Source organism: Burkholderia sp. 22088, from assembly GCF_052045915.1.
GTDB classification, from domain to species: domain Bacteria; phylum Pseudomonadota; class Gammaproteobacteria; order Burkholderiales; family Burkholderiaceae; genus Burkholderia; species Burkholderia cepacia.
Genome location: NZ_JBQEPY010000008.1, coordinates 49,489 through 65,509, shown reverse-complemented (window position 1 = coordinate 65,509; position 16,021 = coordinate 49,489). Strand labels below are relative to the sequence as shown.

Here is a 16,021-nt window from a genome sequence, read left to right as displayed (position 1 = left end):
CGCCGTTCAGGCGCGCCCGTCGATACCGCGCAGGAGCTTAGCTACCCGATGCCGCGCTCTGCGTGACGATCACGCTGACGAGGCCTTGATAGCTGCCGGCAGCCGTGATGGCACCGGCCGTCTTCTGTCCGATCGACAGCGGCAGCACGTTCGAGCCCTGCGCCAGTTCGCCGGTAAAGATCTCCGACGCCTTCAGCGTCGTCGCCGTGGTGCTCAGCGCGGTGGTGCCCAGCTTGACCGCCAGCGGAATCTCCTTGGCGCCCGGGCTCGTCTGGTTCTTCAGCGCCGGCTCGGCCGCGAGGCGGATCTGCAGATCCTTCGCCTTGTCGTTCGTGAAGATCTTCGTGTTCATTTCAGCCGCCTGGAGACCCGAGCCCGGCAGATACTGCATCTGCATGGTCGTCGGCAGCGCCGACCCGTCCGCCGACAGCATCTCGAGCGTCGTGTCGACGTTGGCGGTGACGGTGATGTCCTTCTGCACGGCGTGAGCCGACATCGACATCAGGGCGGCGGCAGCGATCGGAACGTATTTCAGCATGGGTTAGTCCTTCTGGTTGGTTGAAACAATGGTATGACCCGACAGGGTCTCGTTATTCGCGCTCGGCGCGTTCATCGCGTCGACGGAATGCGTGCGCACAACCTTCTGCTGTACACCTGCCATTCCCCCCACTCGATATCGGATTCGCACATAAGGTGCGGAATGCAGCCCCTCCAGCCTGAAGTGCTGGCCCGGATAGACACTGCGGTCGAATTTCGTCCATTGGCACGAAGCATCGTCCTTCTCGGACCGGCACGCGCCGGCCTCGAGCAAACCGATCCGCACGTTGCCGGTATTGGCCAGCACGCCATGCGACACGTCGAAATCGGGCACCGGCGTTTTCGGCAGCACACGAATGAGCGGCGCCCAGACCAGGCTGAAGTCGACCTTGCCGGACACATCGCCGTTCGCCGCGGAATCGTCGTCGGACGGCGCCGCCACCGGCTGCAGGTAGACGCGATACAGCACCTCCTTCTTCGGCACGCCCAGCGGAATCACCCTCAGGAGCCGCGTGCCGCCGGCCGGCAACGCGAACCTGGCCGGCGAGATCACGATCGCGTCGTCACCGGAATTCATGCTGGCCTCCTCGCGCTCGTGATCCGTCGCCGGATCGATCACGCGCTTCGCGATCGCCTTCACGTACTGCGTCGCATCGGACTTCGAATAGATGCGCAGCTCCGCGGCCGACTCCTTGCCGCCCCCGATCGATGCCGCCATGGGATAGACCAGCATGTTTGCGCTGGCGACCGATGAGGCAAGCGACATGGCAATTGCGACAAGCAACACCCGATACGGGTGGTATCTCTCGTTGAAAATAATTTGCATACCTTATCTACACGGAATCAATTTCGCGCTATTTCACGCATTAGCGAGCCATCACGCGTCGCTCGACGCAAATTCCAGGCGGCTTCCCAATGACTTGCGACATGCCTGACATGGCTCAGCCAGTCGTTTCCACCGCGGATACGGGCCGGCGTGACACCCGAGCCGCCGAGTCGTCGGCGACGAACGCGGCACGAGTCACGGAGCCCTTCGTCGACTTGGGATGGAAGCGGCAGCCCGATCTTTCCGGCGACCGCGAAATCTCCAGCGCGTTTGCGTATGAGGTGCCATGTCAAGCACCCCGGCTATCCCAACGCATTGCTTGATTAGGATTCTGACTAATCAGGGGGGAACGGAATATAGGATTCGTCCTAAATTTGATGCTTCTGCACCAATCGACAGGGCTAATTCGCCTATAAAGGCCTAACTACCCGCGATCCGCATAGTGAGATGGAACGTGATGGTCTGCAGGGCAACCTCGTTCGCGAGAAGTTTCCGAAGCGAGCCATTTCCGAGCCGCCGAGCGCGGCTATCGGACAATCGAGGCGGGAAGACGCGCGGGCAGGATGCTCGTCGCGCGACGTGATGGCGAAAACGCGGGCGAGCGCGTATCTGGCGGAATGAAGCACTTGCCCGGCACCAATCCTCGTTGACGTATCACCTCGCCTATGACGACGGCGGGCGTCAACCCGCCGCCGTTATTTCACGCATTGCGCGAATACACTCGCCGATGTCGCACGGCCTCCGCCAGCACGTCGAGCACCGGCTCCGTCTGCGTCCAGCTCAGGCATGCATCCGTGATCGATACGCCGTACTTCAGCGGCACGCCCGGCTTCAGGTCCTGCCGCCCTGCCTCGAGATGGCTCTCGACCATCACGCCGACGATCCGGTGCTCGCCCTGCGACAGTTGCCGCGCGAGATCCTGCGCGACGTCGATCTGGCGGTCGTGCGACTTGTTCGAGTTCGCGTGCGAGCAGTCGACCATCACCTGTTCGCGCAACCCGGCCTTGCGCAGCACCGCACAGCATGCGTCGACATGCGCGGCGTCGTAGTTCGGGCCGTTCTTGCCGCCGCGCAGGATCACGTGCGCGTCGTCGTTGCCGCGCGTCTCGAAAATCGCGGCCATCCCCATCTTCGTCATCCCCATGAACGCATGGCTCGCGGCCGCCGCGACGATCGCGTCGGACGCGACCTGCACGCCGCCGTCGGTGCCGTTCTTGAACCCGATCGGGCAGCTCAGGCCCGACGCGAGCTGGCGGTGGCTCTGGCTCTCGGTCGTGCGCGCACCGATCGCGCCCCATGCGATCAGGTCGGCGATGTACTGCGGGCTCAGCAGGTCGAGGAATTCGGTCGACGCCGGCAGGCCCAGTGCGTTGATGTCGAGCAGCAATTGCCGCGCGGCGCGCAGCCCTTCGTTGATGCGGAAGCTGCCGTCGAGGCGCGGATCGTTGATGTAGCCCTTCCAGCCGACCGTCGTGCGCGGCTTCTCGAAGTAGACGCGCATCGTGATCAGCAGGTCGTCCTTCAGCGTATCGGCGGCGGCCTTCAGCCGGCGTGCGTAGTCGAGCGCCTGGTCGTGATCGTGGATCGAGCACGGGCCGACGACGAGCAGCAGCCGGTCGTCGCGGCCGTGCAGGATGTCGCCGATCGCGCGGCGCGTATCCTCGACGAGCGTCTGCGTGGCAGCCGGCACCGGCAGCTCGTCCAGCAGCAGCGCGGGCGAAATCAGCGGGCGCACGGCGCCGATGCGGACGTCGTCGATGCGCGTGGTGTCCTGCGTCGCGTCGGCGCTGCCTACCTCGCGATCGTGGGAAGGATTGTCGAGGTTCTGCATGGTGATTCTCCGGGGGACGTCTGTAATGATGAGCAGGCTCGATTATGGCACCCGGGCGGGGCGGCGAAGGGTTCCGGCGGGAGGGCGAGCGCGGCAAAGGCCGCGTCGACGCGACCAGGGTCAATTCCGGAATGAAAAAAGGCGACCCGTGAAGGGTCGCCCGGCCATGCGCCGCGCCGCGCGGTGCGGTGCGGTGCGGTGCGGTGCGGCTAATGCAGCGTTTCGGGCGCCAGCGAATTGCTCGGCAGCAGCGACGTCAGCCAGCAATTGCTCGGCGCGGCTTTCCCGTTGAAACGGTCGTAGAGCCACGGCAGCATGCCGGCCACCCACGGCACGATCGCCCCGGCATGCTCGAGCGGATACTCGTTGTACGTGACCGGCGTGCCGCTGGCGCAGAACTTCTGCGCGAGGGCGCGCACGTCGTACGCGAGCATCACGCCGTCACCCACCTGGCTGCTGAAGGTGCCGTCCAGCGCGCCCGCGGTGCCCTGGCCGATGAACATCGGGATCGTCGGCGATGCGGCCAGCCCGGCATTCACCTTGTTGGCATACGTCACGTACGCGGGAATGCTGTTGATGTCGTTCGCGTATTGCGGCTTGAACAGCGTGCCCCAGTGCAGCCCCGTGTATTTCGGCAGGATGTACGCGAGCGACTGGCTCTGGATGTCGTTGAACACGGCGACGCCGGTATCGCTGAGATAGGGCGTCAGGTCGAAGCCGTAGCCGCGCGACAGCCCGACCAGCGCAGCCGCGGCCACACCGCCCCATACGATGCTGCCGTCGACATAGCGCAGGTTGTGCGCGGGGTCGACCAGCACACCGCCTTCCGCCGCGCCGACGAGCTGCCGGTTGATCTCGGGCGCATAGCTCGGCGCGAGCTGCGCGGCCCAGTTCGTCGCGATCGCGCCGCCGGAATAGCCGATCATCGCGACCTTGCTCGACGGACTCAGGCCGGTCGACGGCGTATTGAGCGCCGCGCGGATCGAATCGAGCGTCGTCATCCCGTATTCGGGGCCGGCGGCGAAGTCGGCCGTCTGGCCTTCCGTATCGGGCACGATGACGTTGTAGCCGAGCAGCAGCAGCGTCGACAGCGGAATCGATTCCGCGCTGTAGAGCAGCGTGCCGACGTTGATGATCTTCGTGACGTCGCGATCGCCGGCGATCACCTGCGACGGCTCGTCGTACGGGTTCAGCGAATCGTAAGCCGACTGGTACGAGATGGCCCGGCCGTTGCTGACCTGGCTCCGGATCACCGACGTCACGTTCACGACCGGCTGGTTCAGCGCGTTATTGGTGCGATACAGCAACTGCTGCGCGGTCAGCGCGGTCGGAATGCCGGCCACGTGATAGGTGACGTTGCGCGTCTTGAGCACCGTGCCCGGTGGAATCGATGCCAGCGGCGTGGTGCCGGTGTAGGTATAGAACGGATCGGACACGGCCGGTGCGCCGGCGCTGGCCGGCGATGCGGCGACCGCCAGCGCGGCGGATACGGCTGCCGCGGCCAGCATGAAACGTCTGGAGGACATGGTTGGGGCCCCTGGGATAACCTGCTTTCATCGAAGGAAGTTCGGCGGTGTTGCAGACCATCGTGTGCGCCGCGTCAAAACCGTTTCCGTGCCATCGACTGTCTCCTGTGAAAGAATGATCCAGCTTGTTCTGAATTCGTAGTTTTAGTAGGAGTACAAACCGGATTAATTGAAGCACATCGAGAACGCGCTCGACGGGCGTTTTCCATTGTTTGAAGGTAAACGTCTAAACCCGCCGCCGCACGATGCGGAGCGCGCCGGCCGTTCGGCCGACTGTCCGCGTTTCGCGGAAGTACCGTACGATCACGGCTGTCGGTTACCGAAGCGGCCGCGTCGCGCGATGCCGGCCGCGCGGCGCACCGCCTGCCTGTGACCGATCGTTTCCTGCCCAACCGACACGCCACGATGACCGTCTCCGAACTGCTCCGCGCCATTCGCCAACCGTATGCCGACCTGCTCGCGAAAGCGGCCGCACAACCGGCCGTGATCGCCGAACCGGCCTACCGGCGTGCCGACGGCACGCTCGCCACCGAAGGGCCGCTCGCGCTGCCGTGCCGGGCCGACATCATCGCGACCGAAGGCGAATCGGCCGGCCAGCCGGCGATGGTCGATTCCGCCACGCAGCTGGATTTCGAGCCGTTCGCGTTCGATCTCGACACGGCGGCCGTGTCGATCCGCCCGTTCGTGTGGGACTGGGCCGCTATCGAGGCCGACGGTCTCGACGAAAGCGCGGCGGCCGACGCGTTCAAGGCATGGTTCTTCGCGTGGTTCGATGCCGACGACGAGAACACGCCGGCCGAAGACGGCCTGCACGGGATCGTTCACTACCTGTCGGAGCCGGTTCGCGCGGAACAGGGGTGGCGCGTCAATGCGGATCTCGGCTCCGCGCCCGAAACGGCCGTGGAGGATCTGCTGTTCCGGCTCGTCGATGCGGGCGCTTCGCGGATCAGCATCGGTTGACTGGCCGCTCCGTTTCCTTTACGCCACCATGAAAAAAATCTTCGCAACCGTGCTGCTTTGCGTGTCGCTTCCGGCACTCGCCAAGGTGTCCACCGACGTGTTCTGCTTCAGGTCGAACGGCGACAAACCCGTGCGCTTCGAGATGCGCACCTACTATGACGATGCAGTCAAATGGTCGGGCGGCATGGTCCGGTACGCGCAATCGAAAACGGCCCTGCCGCTGGTGATCGAACATGAGGAGGATGAAGTGCTCGACGAAAGCCGTCCGCACCAGTACACGACGACCTGGGTCGAAATGGTCGGCGGCAAGGTCAACGGGCGCTACGAAATGATGACCCAGGGCGCGATGGTCTATTCGATGACCTACACCAACGCGCGCACCGGCAAGCAGACCGCGTTCGGCCGCGCGCTGGATGTCGACGCGTCCGAACAGACCGGGTGCCGCTGGTGATGCGCCCGCTGATCCGGATTGTCCTGGTGCTGGTCGCGCTGCACGCAGGCTTCGCGCATGCCGCGCCGCGCACGGTCTACGAAGGCACGCTGCAAGGTGCCGGAGCCGTCGTGATGGAACTCGACGATCGCCCGGCCGCGGACGGCTCGATCTCGGGGCGCTACTTCTATGCGCAGCACGGCGTCGATATTCCGCTGCACGGCACGCCCGCGCAACTGGTCGAACCGCTCGTGCGAACGCAGTTGCCGGACGACGCGCGCAGTCCGTTGGGATACCGCGAGCAAGCCGATTTCGATCATTCCGCGGCCACCTGGCAAGGCACGCGGGACAAAGCCGGCTATCGCGGCCGCTGGACCGATGCGCGCTCCGGCAAGACGCGTAGCTTCACGCTGCGGCGCGTCGCTGAATACGATCCCGACGCGGTTGCGCCCGGGTCGGTCGAAGCGATCACCGCGGTATCCGCGGGGGGTGTCGGCAGCGGCATCGCGCGCAGCGCGGAGATCGACATGCAGCACGCCCCCTATGCCACGCTGAAGCTTGCCGGGCACGTACGGCCGGTGGGCGCCGAGATCGGCGACGGCCTGGTTGCCTACCGGATGTGGAGCGACCCGCGCACCGTGCTCGCGTATCCGCGGCTGAGCCGCCATCCCGATCCGGCCGTGATGGCACGGGTCAACCATCTGCTGGAACAACGGCACTGGCAGATGAGTCTCGCGGCGCTCGAATGCGCGGCGACGCGCTATACGGACGACGGGCCGGCAGCCGGTACGCTCGGCAGTTACGACGACGAGCACGTAACGGTCACGTGGCTGTCGCGCGCGGTGTTGGGTATCGTGGAATCGGGCAGTCTGTTCTGCGGCGGCGCGTACCCGGACAATCACTACGATCCGGTCACGTTCGACCTGCTGCGCGGTACGTACCTCGACTGGAATCGCGTGATCGACGCGGCTAAGGCAGGCAAGGACGGCGCCCCGGCAACGAGCCCCGCGCTGGTGAGTTTCATTACGCAGTTGCGCGACAAGGCAACACACGGTCTGCAAGTGACAGACGGCAAAGACGTCTCGCTGTCGTGCGCGGATGTGCTCCCCGAGTATCTGGCGTTCGAACTCGACGCACCCGGCAAGCTCTCGTTCGTCGTATCCGGAATCGGGCACGCGATGGGCGCCTGTCTCGGGCCGCAACTCGATGTGCCGTTCGCGGCGCTCGCGCCGATCCTGAGGCCGGGCGGCGCGCGTTATCTCGTACCGGGCGTCAAGCTGAAGTAACGCAGCGGCGCGGGCGCTATCCGCGTCGCGCCCCGGCCCCACCGCGTTGCGACGGGGCCGGGCGACGCACATGCATCGCCGTCATTTACGTCAGGACGCGTCGCCTTGCGCGTCGACGTCGATGCCCAGCTCGCCGGCCATTCGCAGAACCAGCGCATTCAGTCGCGCCACTTCATCCGCGAGGCGCTTCTGTTCGGCCTTCAGCGCTTCGAATTCCGAAGGCGGCACGGAATCCGCCCCGCCGGCATCCGCACCCGCGAAGTCGGCCACGTTCACTTCGCCGCACATCAGGTGCATCCAGCGGTTCTCGCGCGCGCCCGGCGCACGCGGCAACCGGACGACGAGCGGCTGCGCGCGCGCCGCGAGTTCGTCGAGGAACGCCTCGACCGACGAGATATCCGCGAAACCGTGCAGGCGCGCGCTGTTCAGGCGCAGCTCGGCGGCCGTCTGCGGGCCGCGCAGCAGCAGGATCGTCAGCAGCGCGATCGCCTGGCTCGGGATGCCGAGCACGCGGTTCGCGTTGTGCTCGAAACGCGGCACGCGGCTGCTGCTGCCTTCCATCACGAGGCTCAGGTGCTTCAGCCCGTCGAGCGCGGTCGTGACTTCGTCCTCGCTGACGTTCATCACCGGCGAGCGCGCGGTTTTCTGGTTGCAGCCCGCGGTCAGCGCATTCAGCGACAGCGGATAGGTGTCCGGCACCGTGTGCTGTTTCTCGACGAGCACACCGAGAATGCGGGCCTCGAGGGGCGTGAGTTCGCGAAGGGCGCGTGGCGTGGGCGTATCCGGCGTGGTGGTCATGAGTGGCGTCGCAGCGTGCAGCAGGTGAAGGGAAACAGTCGCGGCCCGTCCGGCATCGCGCACGGGCGAGCCATATGATAGCTCGCGTCGCTCGGCCCGGCGCCACTCGCCAGCCGCCGCGCGCACTTGCCGCAGCCGGCTTTCGTCCGGCCTGCCTGCCGGCCGGTGCCGCGCGGCGACGGATGCGCGCCGTGCCGGCGATTCCGCCGCCTCGCACGCGGCGGCGTTTGCGCGACACGCATGCCGGCGCTACGATATGCGTCACCCCGACGTCCGCGGCGCGGCGCGAGCGCTCTCGCACGCATCACCACGCATCGCCCGTCCCGCACGCCATGCCGCCACGCATGCGCGTCGCCCGTCGACGCCGCTCATCCGTTCATCCATTCACCCCTTCGACCCGCTCACCGCCATGACCGCATCCTCTTCCGCACCGCACGTGCGCGCCATCGTCACCGGACACACGCGCGGCCTCGGCGCGTCGCTCGCCGAACAGCTGCTGCTGGAAGGCATCGCCGTGCTGGGCGTGTCGCGCAGCCGTCATCCGACGCTCGCGTCGCAAGCCGGCGACCGATTCTCCGAAATCGAACTCGACCTGTCGGACACGCCGGCCGTCGCGGCGTGGCTGGCCGGCGACACGCTGCGCCGCTTTGTCGACGGCGCGTCGATCGTGCTGCTGTTCAACAACGCGGGCATCGTCGATCCGATCGGCCCGCTCGCCGCGCAGGATCCGGCGATCGTCGCACGCGCGGTCGGCGTGAACGTCGCGGCGCCGCTGATGCTGTCGGCCGCGCTCGCGCAAGCGGCATCGGCCACGACCGAATGCCGGATCCTGCACGTGTCGAGCGGCGCGGCGCGCAACGCGTACGCGGGCTGGAGCGTCTACTGCGCGACCAAGGCCGCGCTCGATCACCATGCGCGCGCGGTCGCGCTCGACGCAAACCGCGCGTTGCGGATCTGCAGCGTCGCGCCGGGCGTCGTCGACACGGGCATGCAGGCAACGATCCGCTCGACCAGCGAAGACAACTTCCCGATGCGCGAGAAATTCGACCAGTTGAAGTCGAGCGGCGCGCTCGCAACGCCCGAGGCAGCCGCGCGACAGCTGATCGGCTATGCGCTGAGCGATGCGTTCGGCTCGGTTCCGACCGCCGACGTGCGGGAACTGCCGAGCCACTGAGCCACGCCGGACGTCAACGTCCTTCGAGCCGCTTGGTCCAGTCTTCGACCTGCCGCTCCGCCCGGCGCTTGTCGAGCATCCTGCGCCAGCCGGCCGGCAGTATCGGGACCTCGCACAGCGCGTCGAGCGCGGCCATGTCGAGCGTGCGCCGGTACAGCACGTCGAGCACCGCCGACAGCGTCCATTGCGGATAGGCGCGCCGGTGCAGCGCCAGCACGTCGCCCGGCGCCACCCAGCCCGCCTGCAGCACGCGGTAATACCAGCCGGTCCGGCCGCTTTGCTGCACGAGCGCGGCCATCCGCGGATGATCGAAGCGCGCGTTGAGCTTCCAGCACGGCTGCCGCGACTGCGACACCTGAAGCACGGCGCCGCCGAGCGTGAACTCATCGCCGAGACACACGTCGTGCTCGGTCACGCCGTGCGTCGACAGGTTCTCGCCGAACGCACCCGGTTGCGCGAGCACGTCGCGTGCGCCGATCTGCGCGGCCCACCACGCGTAGTGATCGTGCGCATAGTGGTGCACCGCCTTGTCGGGGCCGCCGTGATGCCGCGCATCGGCCTGCTCGTCGCCGGCAAAGCCGAGTGCGCCCAGCCACAAGCGCGATCCGACCGGCTGCTTGTCGATCGCGCTGGCGTGCGGCGTGCCGGCCAGCGGCCGGCTCGTGCCGATCCGCACCGCGCCGATAGAGGCCGAGATCGCCGGCCATGCCACGTCGCTCATGTCGTCACACCGTCAGGCAATGCCGCGAGCAGGCGTTCGAGTTCGCGCGTGCGCGCGTCGCCGAGCGGCATCAGCGGCTTTCTCGGTTCGCCCGCATCGAAGCCGCACAGGCGCAGCCCGGCCTTCACGGTCACCGGCAAGCCGCCGTTGACGATGAATTGCAGCAGCGGCAGCTGCGCCTGAAAGACCGCCCGGGCGCGCGTCAGGTCGCCCGCGCGCATCGCGTCGAACAGCGCCAGCGGCAACGCCGCATTCAGGTTCGGCGCGGCCGTGCACCATCCGGCCGCGCCGGCCGCGAGCGCGGCGAGCGCCATCGGGTTGCTGCCGTTGTAGAACGGAATCGCGCCGTCGCTCAGTTGCGCGAGACGGTGCATCCGCCCGATGTCGCCCGTGCTCTCCTTCACCATCGTCACGTTGTCGACGGTCCGGCAGATCGTCGCGATCAGGTCGGGCGACATGTCGACGCCGCTCGTCGCGGGGTTGTTGTACAGCATGATCGGGATGCCGATGGCGGCGCCGATCGCGCGATAGTGCGCGACGATCTCGTCGTGACCGAGCTTCCAGTACGACACCGGCAGCACCATCACCGCATCGGCGCCGGCCTGCTCGGCGAAGCGCGCGCGGCGCACCGCGCCCGCCGTGGTGAGATCGGAAATGCCGACGACGGTCGGCACGCGCCGTCGCACCGCGCGGATCGACGCGGTGGCGACCGCCTCCCATTCCGCGTCGGACAGGTACGCGCTCTCGCCGGTACTGCCCAGCGGCGCGATCGCGTGGACGCCGTCGGCAATCAGGCGCTCGATCAGCGCGTCGAGCGCCGTGAGGTAGACGCCGCCGTCGGCGGAGAACGGTGTAACCGGGTAGGCAATGATGCCTTTCAGCAGGATGGACACGATAGGTAATCCTCAGTGATGATCGGACACGGCAGCGGCGAATCGCCCGCTCACGCGACGCAGTCCCGATGCGTGCGCAATGCCCTGCGCGCGTAGTAGTCGAAAGTCACCGCATCGCGCTTCGGCTTCGAAATCCAGTCGTGCGCTTCGCGCGCCAGCGCCGGCGGCACCGGCCTGATCTCGCCGGCCGCCATCGCGAGCAGTTGCAGCTTCGCGGCCCGCTCGATCAGCAGCCCGAGGATGCATGCTTCCTCGATCGTCTTGCCGACCACGAGCTGGCCGTGATGCGACAGCAGGATCGCGCGCTTGCTGCCGAGCGCCTTCGAGATGATCTCGCCCTCCTCGTTGCCGACCGGCACGCCGGGCCAGTCCTTCAGGAACGCGCAATCGTCGTACAGCGGGCAGGTATCCATGTGCGACACGACGAGCGGCTGCTCGAGCATCGACAGCGCCGCGATGTGCGCCGGATGCGTATGGATGATGCAGTTCACGTCCGGGCGCTCGCGATAGATCCACGTATGGAACCGGTTGGCCGGATTCGGGATGCCTTCGCCGTCGACGACGTCGAGATCCTCGTTCACGCGCAGCAGGTTCGCGGCCGAGATCTCGTCGAAACCGAGCCCGAGCCGCTGCGTGTAGTACGTGCCGGCGTCGCCCGCGCGGCAGGTGATCTGCCCGGCCAGGCCGGAATCGTGGCCGGCATCGAACAGGATCCGGCACGTGAGCGCGAGCTTCTGCCGCGCGGACCAGCCGCTGTCGCCCACCTCGTTGTCGAGACGGCGCTCCGCCAGTGCGACCAGCGCCTCCTTCGTCAGATTCAGCGTTTCCGCCATGTTCACCTCCTGAATGGGCCGGGTCGGTCGCGCCGTTCGCGCCGCTTTCCCGGGAATACGTGACACACGATACACCACAGGACACTTTGTGTCATGCGTTACAATCCGTTTTTCGAAGGACACCTGGCGCCCCATGACGATTCGCCTGAAGCTGCTCAGAAAACAGAAGGGCTGGACGCTCGACGTGCTGGCCGACGAGACGGGCCTCACCAAGAGCTACCTGTCGAAAGTCGAGCGCGGCCTGAGCGTGCCGTCGATCGCGGTCGCGCTGAAGCTGTCGAAGGCACTGAATGTCGATGTCGAACAGTTGTTCTCGGAAAGCCGCAACCGCGAGCTGATCACGGTCACGCGCGCCGGCGAGCGCACGGCGATGGGCGCGGCGGCCGACAGCCACGCGCACCGCTTCGAGAGCATCGCGGCCGGCGTCGCGCCGAAGAAGATGCTGCCGTTCGTCGTGCATCCGCCGCACGAATTCGTCGCATCGACGTTCCGCGAGCACGAAGGCGAGGAATTCCTGTTCGTGCACAAGGGGCGCGTCGAAATCGAATTCCCGAACGAGACGGTGCAACTCAAGACCGGTGATTCAGTCTATTTCAACGCACTCATCCCGCACCGCACGCGCAGCCTCGGCGCCGCGCAGGCGGAGATTCTGGTCATCGTCAGTCACGACGACTAGCCTCGCCACCTCTTCGCGCAAGGATCCCCGATGGTCACGAAGGCCACCGCACCGTTCCAGCAGATCAAGACGCTCGTTCGCCAGAACGTCGACTCGGGCGACTGGCGCCCCGGCGACCGCATTCCGTCCGAGCTCGATCTCGCCGCGCAGTTCGGCGTTGCACGCATGACGGTCAACCGCGCGCTGCGCGAGCTGACCGAGGAAGGCGTACTGAAACGCATCGCGGGCGTCGGCACGTTCGTCGCCGAGGCGAAGCCGCAGTCGAACCTGCTGATGATCGCGCACATCCGCGACGAAATCCGCGCGCGCGGGCACGAATACCGCTGCCGCGTGCTGAGCCAGTCGAGCGAGCCCGCGTCGTTCGACGTCGCGGCCGCATTCGGCCTGCCGGTCAATACGCCGGTTTTTCACGTGGTGTGCGTGCACGAGGAAAACGGCCGCCCGATCCAGCTCGAGGATCGCTACGTGAACCCGGCCGCCGCGCCCGGTTTCATCGACCAGGATTTCCAGGTCGAGCCGCCGTCCGAGTACCTGTACAACAACGTGTCGCACTACGAACTGGAAATCGAGCACGTGGTCGATGCGTCGCTGCCGACCGGCGAACAGGCGCGGCTGCTCGACATGCGCGCCGACGAGCCGTGCCTCACGCTCACGCGCCGCACCTGGACGAACGGGCTGCCCGTCACGTTCGTGCATTTCCTGCATCCGGGCAACCGCTACCGGCTCGGCTCGCGCTTCAAGCCGGGCGCCGGGCGCCACCCGACCTGATCCTTCGTCACGCACCGGCACGCACAAATGCGCGCGGCGGCCGTTTCATCGAGAAACGGCCGCCGCGTCCTTCACGCCCGCCCGCCGGCGTCAGAGCACGCCGGCCTGCCCCGCGCCACGCGACCACACGACCGGAAACAGCGGGTGGTCGAGCGGCGCGCCGTCGGGCAGTTGCTCCGCGAGCCCGGGGAAATCGGGCGACGTCTTCCAGCGGCGCGGCGCGTGACGGATATCGTCGCCGACGAAGCGGATCGAGAACGCGCGCCGACGGTTCTGCGTACCGCCCGACGCGTGCAGCGTGAGCATCCGGAAGCACACCATGTCGCCGGGCTCGAGCGCCCAATGGCGGATCGGGAAGGCCGCGCGGTCGCCTTCGATGTCGGGCAGGTCCGCGAGGCTGCCTTCCGGAAACCACTTCGCTTCCTTGTCCATGAACGTGCGCGGCATCAGCCACGGCCCGCGATGCGAGCCCGCGACGAACTCCAGCGTCGATTCGAGCGGCACCGGATCGACCGGAATCCACATGCTGACGTTGTCGTCGCCCTCGATGTTGTAGTACGGCTGGTCCTGATGCCACGGCGTGCGCTGCCGCGTGCCGGGCTCCTTCACGAGCAGGTGGTCGTGATGGAGCCGCACGTTCTCCGTGCCCATCAGCGCGGCGGCCACCGACGGCGCCGGCGAGCGCACGATGAAGTCGCGATACGCGTCGTTGTGCTGCCAGTTGCAGAAATCCTCGAAGAACCAGCCCGGATCGTCGGGCCGGCTCGCGACTTTCGCGCGCGGGCTCGGCTGCGCGAGATTCGCGTCGATGCCGGCGCGCAGCGCGGCGACTTCGTCGGGCGAGAAGATCCCCTTGATGCAGACCGCACCTTCCTCGCGGAACGCGGCGATCAGTTCGGGCGTCACGGCTTGCGCGACGCGATCCTCGATACTCGTCATGGTGTGCCTGTCGATTGAATGAATTGCGGAATCACCGCATCACGGTGCCGAAGTCAGCTGCTGCTTCGCACCGTAGATGTCGAAGTCGAAATATTTCGCGGCGATCTTCTGGTACGTACCGTTCGCGCGGATCGCGACGATCGCGTCGTTCAGCCGCTTCTTCATCGCGTCGTCGCCCTTGCGCACGCCCATCGCGACGCCGTAGCCGGTGATCCGCACGTCGGTCACGTCGGGGCCCGCGAACGCATAGCCCTTGCCGCGCGGCGTCTTCAGGAACGAGTAGCCGGCCTGCGTCTTGTCCTGGAAGGTCGCGTCGAGGCGGCCGTTGACGAGATCCTGGTACACCTGGTCCTGGTTCTGATACGAGACGATCGTCACGCCCCTGGTCGCCCATTCGGCCTTCGCGTACGCCTCCTGCGTCGTGCCCTGGTCGATCCCGACGCGCTTGCCCGCGAGCGACGCGGCGGTCGGCAGCAGCTTCGAGCCGACCGGCGCGACGAGCGCGCCCGGCGACGCATACAGCTTGTTCGAGAAGTCGATCTGCTTGAGCCGCTCGTCGGTGGCCGTCATCGCGGACATGATCACGTCGAACTTGCGTGCGCGCAGCGCCGGAATCATCCCGTCGAAGCCCTGCTCGACCCAGACGCACTTCGCACGCAGCTGCTCGCAGATCGCATTGCGCAGGTCGATGTCGAAGCCGGCGAGCGAGCCGTCGGGCTGCTTCGCCTCGAACGGCGGATACGTGGGGTCGATGCCCCAGCGGATCGTCGACGTGTCCTGCGCGAACGACACGAGCGGCGCGAACGCCAGCGCGGTAACGAGAAGCCTTGCAGTGCGATTCATGGCGTGTCCTTGATGGTCTCGACGCGGCGCGCAAGCGCCGGCGTCCGGTGGGTGGCGTTGCGCCGGAACGCCCGGCGCGGGGCACGAAAGACTGGGACTTCGATGAAACTGCGATGCAGTCTAGACCGCTCAAATTTTGAGCGCAAGCGGGGGGAAGGCAGAATGCGCGGATTAAGGTCGGGAGACTGCGAGAGGCCGGAAATGACGCCCTGAACACACGCGCATAGCGTGGATTTACGAGATTTTCGGGTGTTTACCCTACGAGACGCGCGCCCACCACAGGGCGCGTTTTTCCGGATTTCCGTGAAATAACGATGTCTATACAGGCACCCGCTCGATCGCCGCATACCCGCGCCGCCGCGCATGCCGCAGCGGCGTCTCGCCGTTCGAATCCGCGAGATCGACGTTCGCGTGCCCGTCGACGAGCAGCTGCACGATCCGCACATAACGCTCGCTGCCGTCGCCGAGCATGATCGCCTCCAGCAGTGCGGTCCAGCCGAGCCGGTTCACGTGGTCGACGTTCACGCCCGCGTCGATCAGCGTGTGCACCGTCTCCACATGGCCGCGCGCCGCTGCCGGAATCAGCGCGGTGCCGCGATACCGGTTCGTGCTGCTCAGGTCGGCGCCGTGCGCAAGCGTCATCCGCAGGATGTCGAGATGGCCGCGCGCACCGGCGTACAAATACGGGCTGTCCTGGATCGCATCCTTCGCGTTGACGTCCGCACCCGCGTCGATCAGCACGCGCGCCGCCTCAACGTGATTGCCGTGCGTCGCGAGCAGCAGCGCCGTGCGGCCCTGCCCGTCGCGCGAATCGATCGGCGCGCCGCGTTCGAGCAGCGTGCGCACTTCGCCCGCGTCGCCACGGTCGGCCGCGCTGCGCAACCGGCCCTCGAGCGCGCCGCCGTCGGCGGCGGCCACGGCCGACGTGAGCGTGGTCAGCGCAAACGAGCCGATGATCGCGATCAGTTTGCAAAACATCC

17 protein-coding genes are annotated in these 16,021 nt (G+C 66.9%); 6 read left to right on the top strand and 11 right to left on the bottom strand.

The annotated features are described in order from the left end of the window. Positions 1-37 precede the first annotated feature (37 nt). From cblA to ACTJLD_RS16730, 4 genes are all read right to left on the bottom strand, one after another. On the bottom strand, positions 38-538 hold the full coding sequence (gene cblA / locus ACTJLD_RS16745) for a cable pilus major pilin CblA (RefSeq protein WP_059693141.1): 501 nt from the start codon (positions 536-538) through the stop codon (positions 38-40). Between the two features lie 3 nt (positions 539-541). Continuing rightward, complete coding sequence (gene cblB / locus ACTJLD_RS16740; protein ID WP_060194129.1) at positions 542-1,363, bottom strand: cable pilus chaperone CblB; 822 nt, start codon at positions 1,361-1,363, stop codon at positions 542-544. Positions 1,364-2,063: 700 nt separating this feature from the next. Further along, the gene (locus ACTJLD_RS16735; protein ID WP_059693145.1) at positions 2,064-3,194 is read right to left on the bottom strand and encodes a 3-deoxy-7-phosphoheptulonate synthase; all 1,131 of its coding nucleotides are present in this window, start codon (positions 3,192-3,194) and stop codon (positions 2,064-2,066) included. Between the two features lie 209 nt (positions 3,195-3,403). Then, positions 3,404-4,720, bottom strand: a complete 1,317-nt coding sequence (locus ACTJLD_RS16730; RefSeq protein WP_440659324.1) for a lipase family protein — start codon at positions 4,718-4,720, stop codon at positions 3,404-3,406. 405 nt (positions 4,721-5,125) lie between these two features. On the opposite strand from ACTJLD_RS16730, the gene ACTJLD_RS16725 reads away from it, so the two are divergent. The 3 genes from ACTJLD_RS16725 to ACTJLD_RS16715 are packed head-to-tail and all read left to right on the top strand — an operon-like array spanning position 5,126 to position 7,396. Next, entirely contained in the window at positions 5,126-5,680 is a 555-nt protein-coding gene (locus tag ACTJLD_RS16725) for a hypothetical protein (RefSeq protein WP_059693149.1), read from the top strand. Beyond that, positions 5,649-6,131: a hypothetical protein gene (locus ACTJLD_RS16720; protein WP_247873451.1), complete on the top strand. Its 483-nt coding sequence runs from the start codon at positions 5,649-5,651 to the stop codon at positions 6,129-6,131. Before ACTJLD_RS16725 ends, ACTJLD_RS16720 begins: the two co-directional genes overlap by 32 nt. Then, positions 6,131-7,396, top strand: coding sequence for a hypothetical protein (locus ACTJLD_RS16715; protein ID WP_136470226.1), 1,266 nt, complete (start codon positions 6,131-6,133; stop codon positions 7,394-7,396). Before ACTJLD_RS16720 ends, ACTJLD_RS16715 begins: the two co-directional genes overlap by 1 nt. A gap of 90 nt (positions 7,397-7,486) precedes the next feature. Here ACTJLD_RS16715 and ACTJLD_RS16710 read toward each other — a convergent pair whose 3' ends face one another. Next, on the bottom strand, positions 7,487-8,194 hold the full coding sequence (locus ACTJLD_RS16710) for a YceH family protein (RefSeq protein WP_060067964.1): 708 nt from the start codon (positions 8,192-8,194) through the stop codon (positions 7,487-7,489). A 409-nt stretch (positions 8,195-8,603) separates the two neighbouring features. On the opposite strand from ACTJLD_RS16710, the gene ACTJLD_RS16705 reads away from it, so the two are divergent. Beyond that, positions 8,604-9,368, top strand: coding sequence for an SDR family oxidoreductase (locus ACTJLD_RS16705; RefSeq protein WP_091920736.1), 765 nt, complete (start codon positions 8,604-8,606; stop codon positions 9,366-9,368). Positions 9,369-9,381: 13 nt separating this feature from the next. On the opposite strand, the gene ACTJLD_RS16700 is transcribed toward ACTJLD_RS16705, so the two are convergent. From ACTJLD_RS16700 to ACTJLD_RS16690, 3 genes are read right to left on the bottom strand one after another with little or no spacing between them, the layout of a single operon-like run. Then, positions 9,382-10,089, bottom strand: a complete 708-nt coding sequence (locus ACTJLD_RS16700; protein ID WP_176100424.1) for an MOSC domain-containing protein — start codon at positions 10,087-10,089, stop codon at positions 9,382-9,384. Next, complete coding sequence (locus ACTJLD_RS16695) at positions 10,086-10,982, bottom strand: dihydrodipicolinate synthase family protein (RefSeq protein WP_440659323.1); 897 nt, start codon at positions 10,980-10,982, stop codon at positions 10,086-10,088. Before ACTJLD_RS16695 ends, ACTJLD_RS16700 begins: the two co-directional genes overlap by 4 nt. Positions 10,983-11,032: 50 nt before the next feature. Next, the gene (locus ACTJLD_RS16690; protein ID WP_440659322.1) at positions 11,033-11,815 is read right to left on the bottom strand and encodes an aldolase; all 783 of its coding nucleotides are present in this window, start codon (positions 11,813-11,815) and stop codon (positions 11,033-11,035) included. A gap of 133 nt (positions 11,816-11,948) precedes the next feature. Between ACTJLD_RS16690 and ACTJLD_RS16685 the strand changes: the two genes are divergently transcribed. Further along, a complete protein-coding gene (locus ACTJLD_RS16685) occupies positions 11,949-12,491 on the top strand; it encodes a helix-turn-helix domain-containing protein (protein ID WP_021158662.1) in 543 nt (180 codons plus the stop codon). 30 nt (positions 12,492-12,521) lie between these two features. Then, the gene (hutC, locus tag ACTJLD_RS16680) at positions 12,522-13,259 is read left to right on the top strand and encodes a histidine utilization repressor (RefSeq protein WP_027790270.1); all 738 of its coding nucleotides are present in this window, start codon (positions 12,522-12,524) and stop codon (positions 13,257-13,259) included. A gap of 90 nt (positions 13,260-13,349) precedes the next feature. Here the strand turns inward: hutC and ACTJLD_RS16675 are convergent, their stop codons facing one another. The 3 genes from ACTJLD_RS16675 to ACTJLD_RS16665 all read right to left on the bottom strand — a co-directional run bounded on the left by ACTJLD_RS16675 (position 13,350) and on the right by ACTJLD_RS16665 (position 16,019). Further along, on the bottom strand, positions 13,350-14,198 hold the full coding sequence (locus ACTJLD_RS16675; protein WP_060372935.1) for a phytanoyl-CoA dioxygenase family protein: 849 nt from the start codon (positions 14,196-14,198) through the stop codon (positions 13,350-13,352). Positions 14,199-14,237: 39 nt separating this feature from the next. Beyond that, positions 14,238-15,041 (bottom strand): ABC transporter substrate-binding protein, encoded by an 804-nt coding sequence (locus tag ACTJLD_RS16670; protein ID WP_027790268.1) that lies wholly within the window; start codon positions 15,039-15,041, stop codon positions 14,238-14,240. A gap of 318 nt (positions 15,042-15,359) precedes the next feature. Continuing rightward, the gene (locus ACTJLD_RS16665; protein ID WP_155638859.1) at positions 15,360-16,019 is read right to left on the bottom strand and encodes an ankyrin repeat domain-containing protein; all 660 of its coding nucleotides are present in this window, start codon (positions 16,017-16,019) and stop codon (positions 15,360-15,362) included. Positions 16,020-16,021 lie beyond the last annotated feature (2 nt).

Bases quoted from the DNA above. Each gene is read 5' to 3' on its own strand.
- ACTJLD_RS16715 (WP_136470226.1), top strand. From the start codon at position 6,131: ATGCGCCCGCTGATCCGGATTGTCCTGGTGCTGGTCGCGCTGCACGCA.
- ACTJLD_RS16710 (WP_060067964.1), bottom strand. From the start codon at position 8,194: ATGACCACCACGCCGGATACGCCCACGCCACGCGCCCTTCGCGAACTC.
- ACTJLD_RS16705 (WP_091920736.1), top strand. From the start codon at position 8,604: ATGACCGCATCCTCTTCCGCACCGCACGTGCGCGCCATCGTCACCGGA.
- ACTJLD_RS16735 (WP_059693145.1), bottom strand. From the start codon at position 3,194: ATGCAGAACCTCGACAATCCTTCCCACGATCGCGAGGTAGGCAGCGCC.
- ACTJLD_RS16730 (WP_440659324.1), bottom strand. From the start codon at position 4,720: ATGTCCTCCAGACGTTTCATGCTGGCCGCGGCAGCCGTATCCGCCGCG.
- cblB (WP_060194129.1), bottom strand. From the start codon at position 1,363: ATGCAAATTATTTTCAACGAGAGATACCACCCGTATCGGGTGTTGCTT.
- hutC (WP_027790270.1), top strand. From the start codon at position 12,522: ATGGTCACGAAGGCCACCGCACCGTTCCAGCAGATCAAGACGCTCGTT.
- ACTJLD_RS16670 (WP_027790268.1), bottom strand. From the start codon at position 15,041: ATGAATCGCACTGCAAGGCTTCTCGTTACCGCGCTGGCGTTCGCGCCG.
- ACTJLD_RS16725 (WP_059693149.1), top strand. From the start codon at position 5,126: ATGACCGTCTCCGAACTGCTCCGCGCCATTCGCCAACCGTATGCCGAC.
- ACTJLD_RS16690 (WP_440659322.1), bottom strand. From the start codon at position 11,815: ATGGCGGAAACGCTGAATCTGACGAAGGAGGCGCTGGTCGCACTGGCG.
- ACTJLD_RS16665 (WP_155638859.1), bottom strand. From the start codon at position 16,019: ATGTTTTGCAAACTGATCGCGATCATCGGCTCGTTTGCGCTGACCACG.
- ACTJLD_RS16685 (WP_021158662.1), top strand. From the start codon at position 11,949: ATGACGATTCGCCTGAAGCTGCTCAGAAAACAGAAGGGCTGGACGCTC.
- ACTJLD_RS16720 (WP_247873451.1), top strand. From the start codon at position 5,649: ATGCGGGCGCTTCGCGGATCAGCATCGGTTGACTGGCCGCTCCGTTTC.
- ACTJLD_RS16675 (WP_060372935.1), bottom strand. From the start codon at position 14,198: ATGACGAGTATCGAGGATCGCGTCGCGCAAGCCGTGACGCCCGAACTG.
- ACTJLD_RS16700 (WP_176100424.1), bottom strand. From the start codon at position 10,089: ATGAGCGACGTGGCATGGCCGGCGATCTCGGCCTCTATCGGCGCGGTG.
- cblA (WP_059693141.1), bottom strand. From the start codon at position 538: ATGCTGAAATACGTTCCGATCGCTGCCGCCGCCCTGATGTCGATGTCG.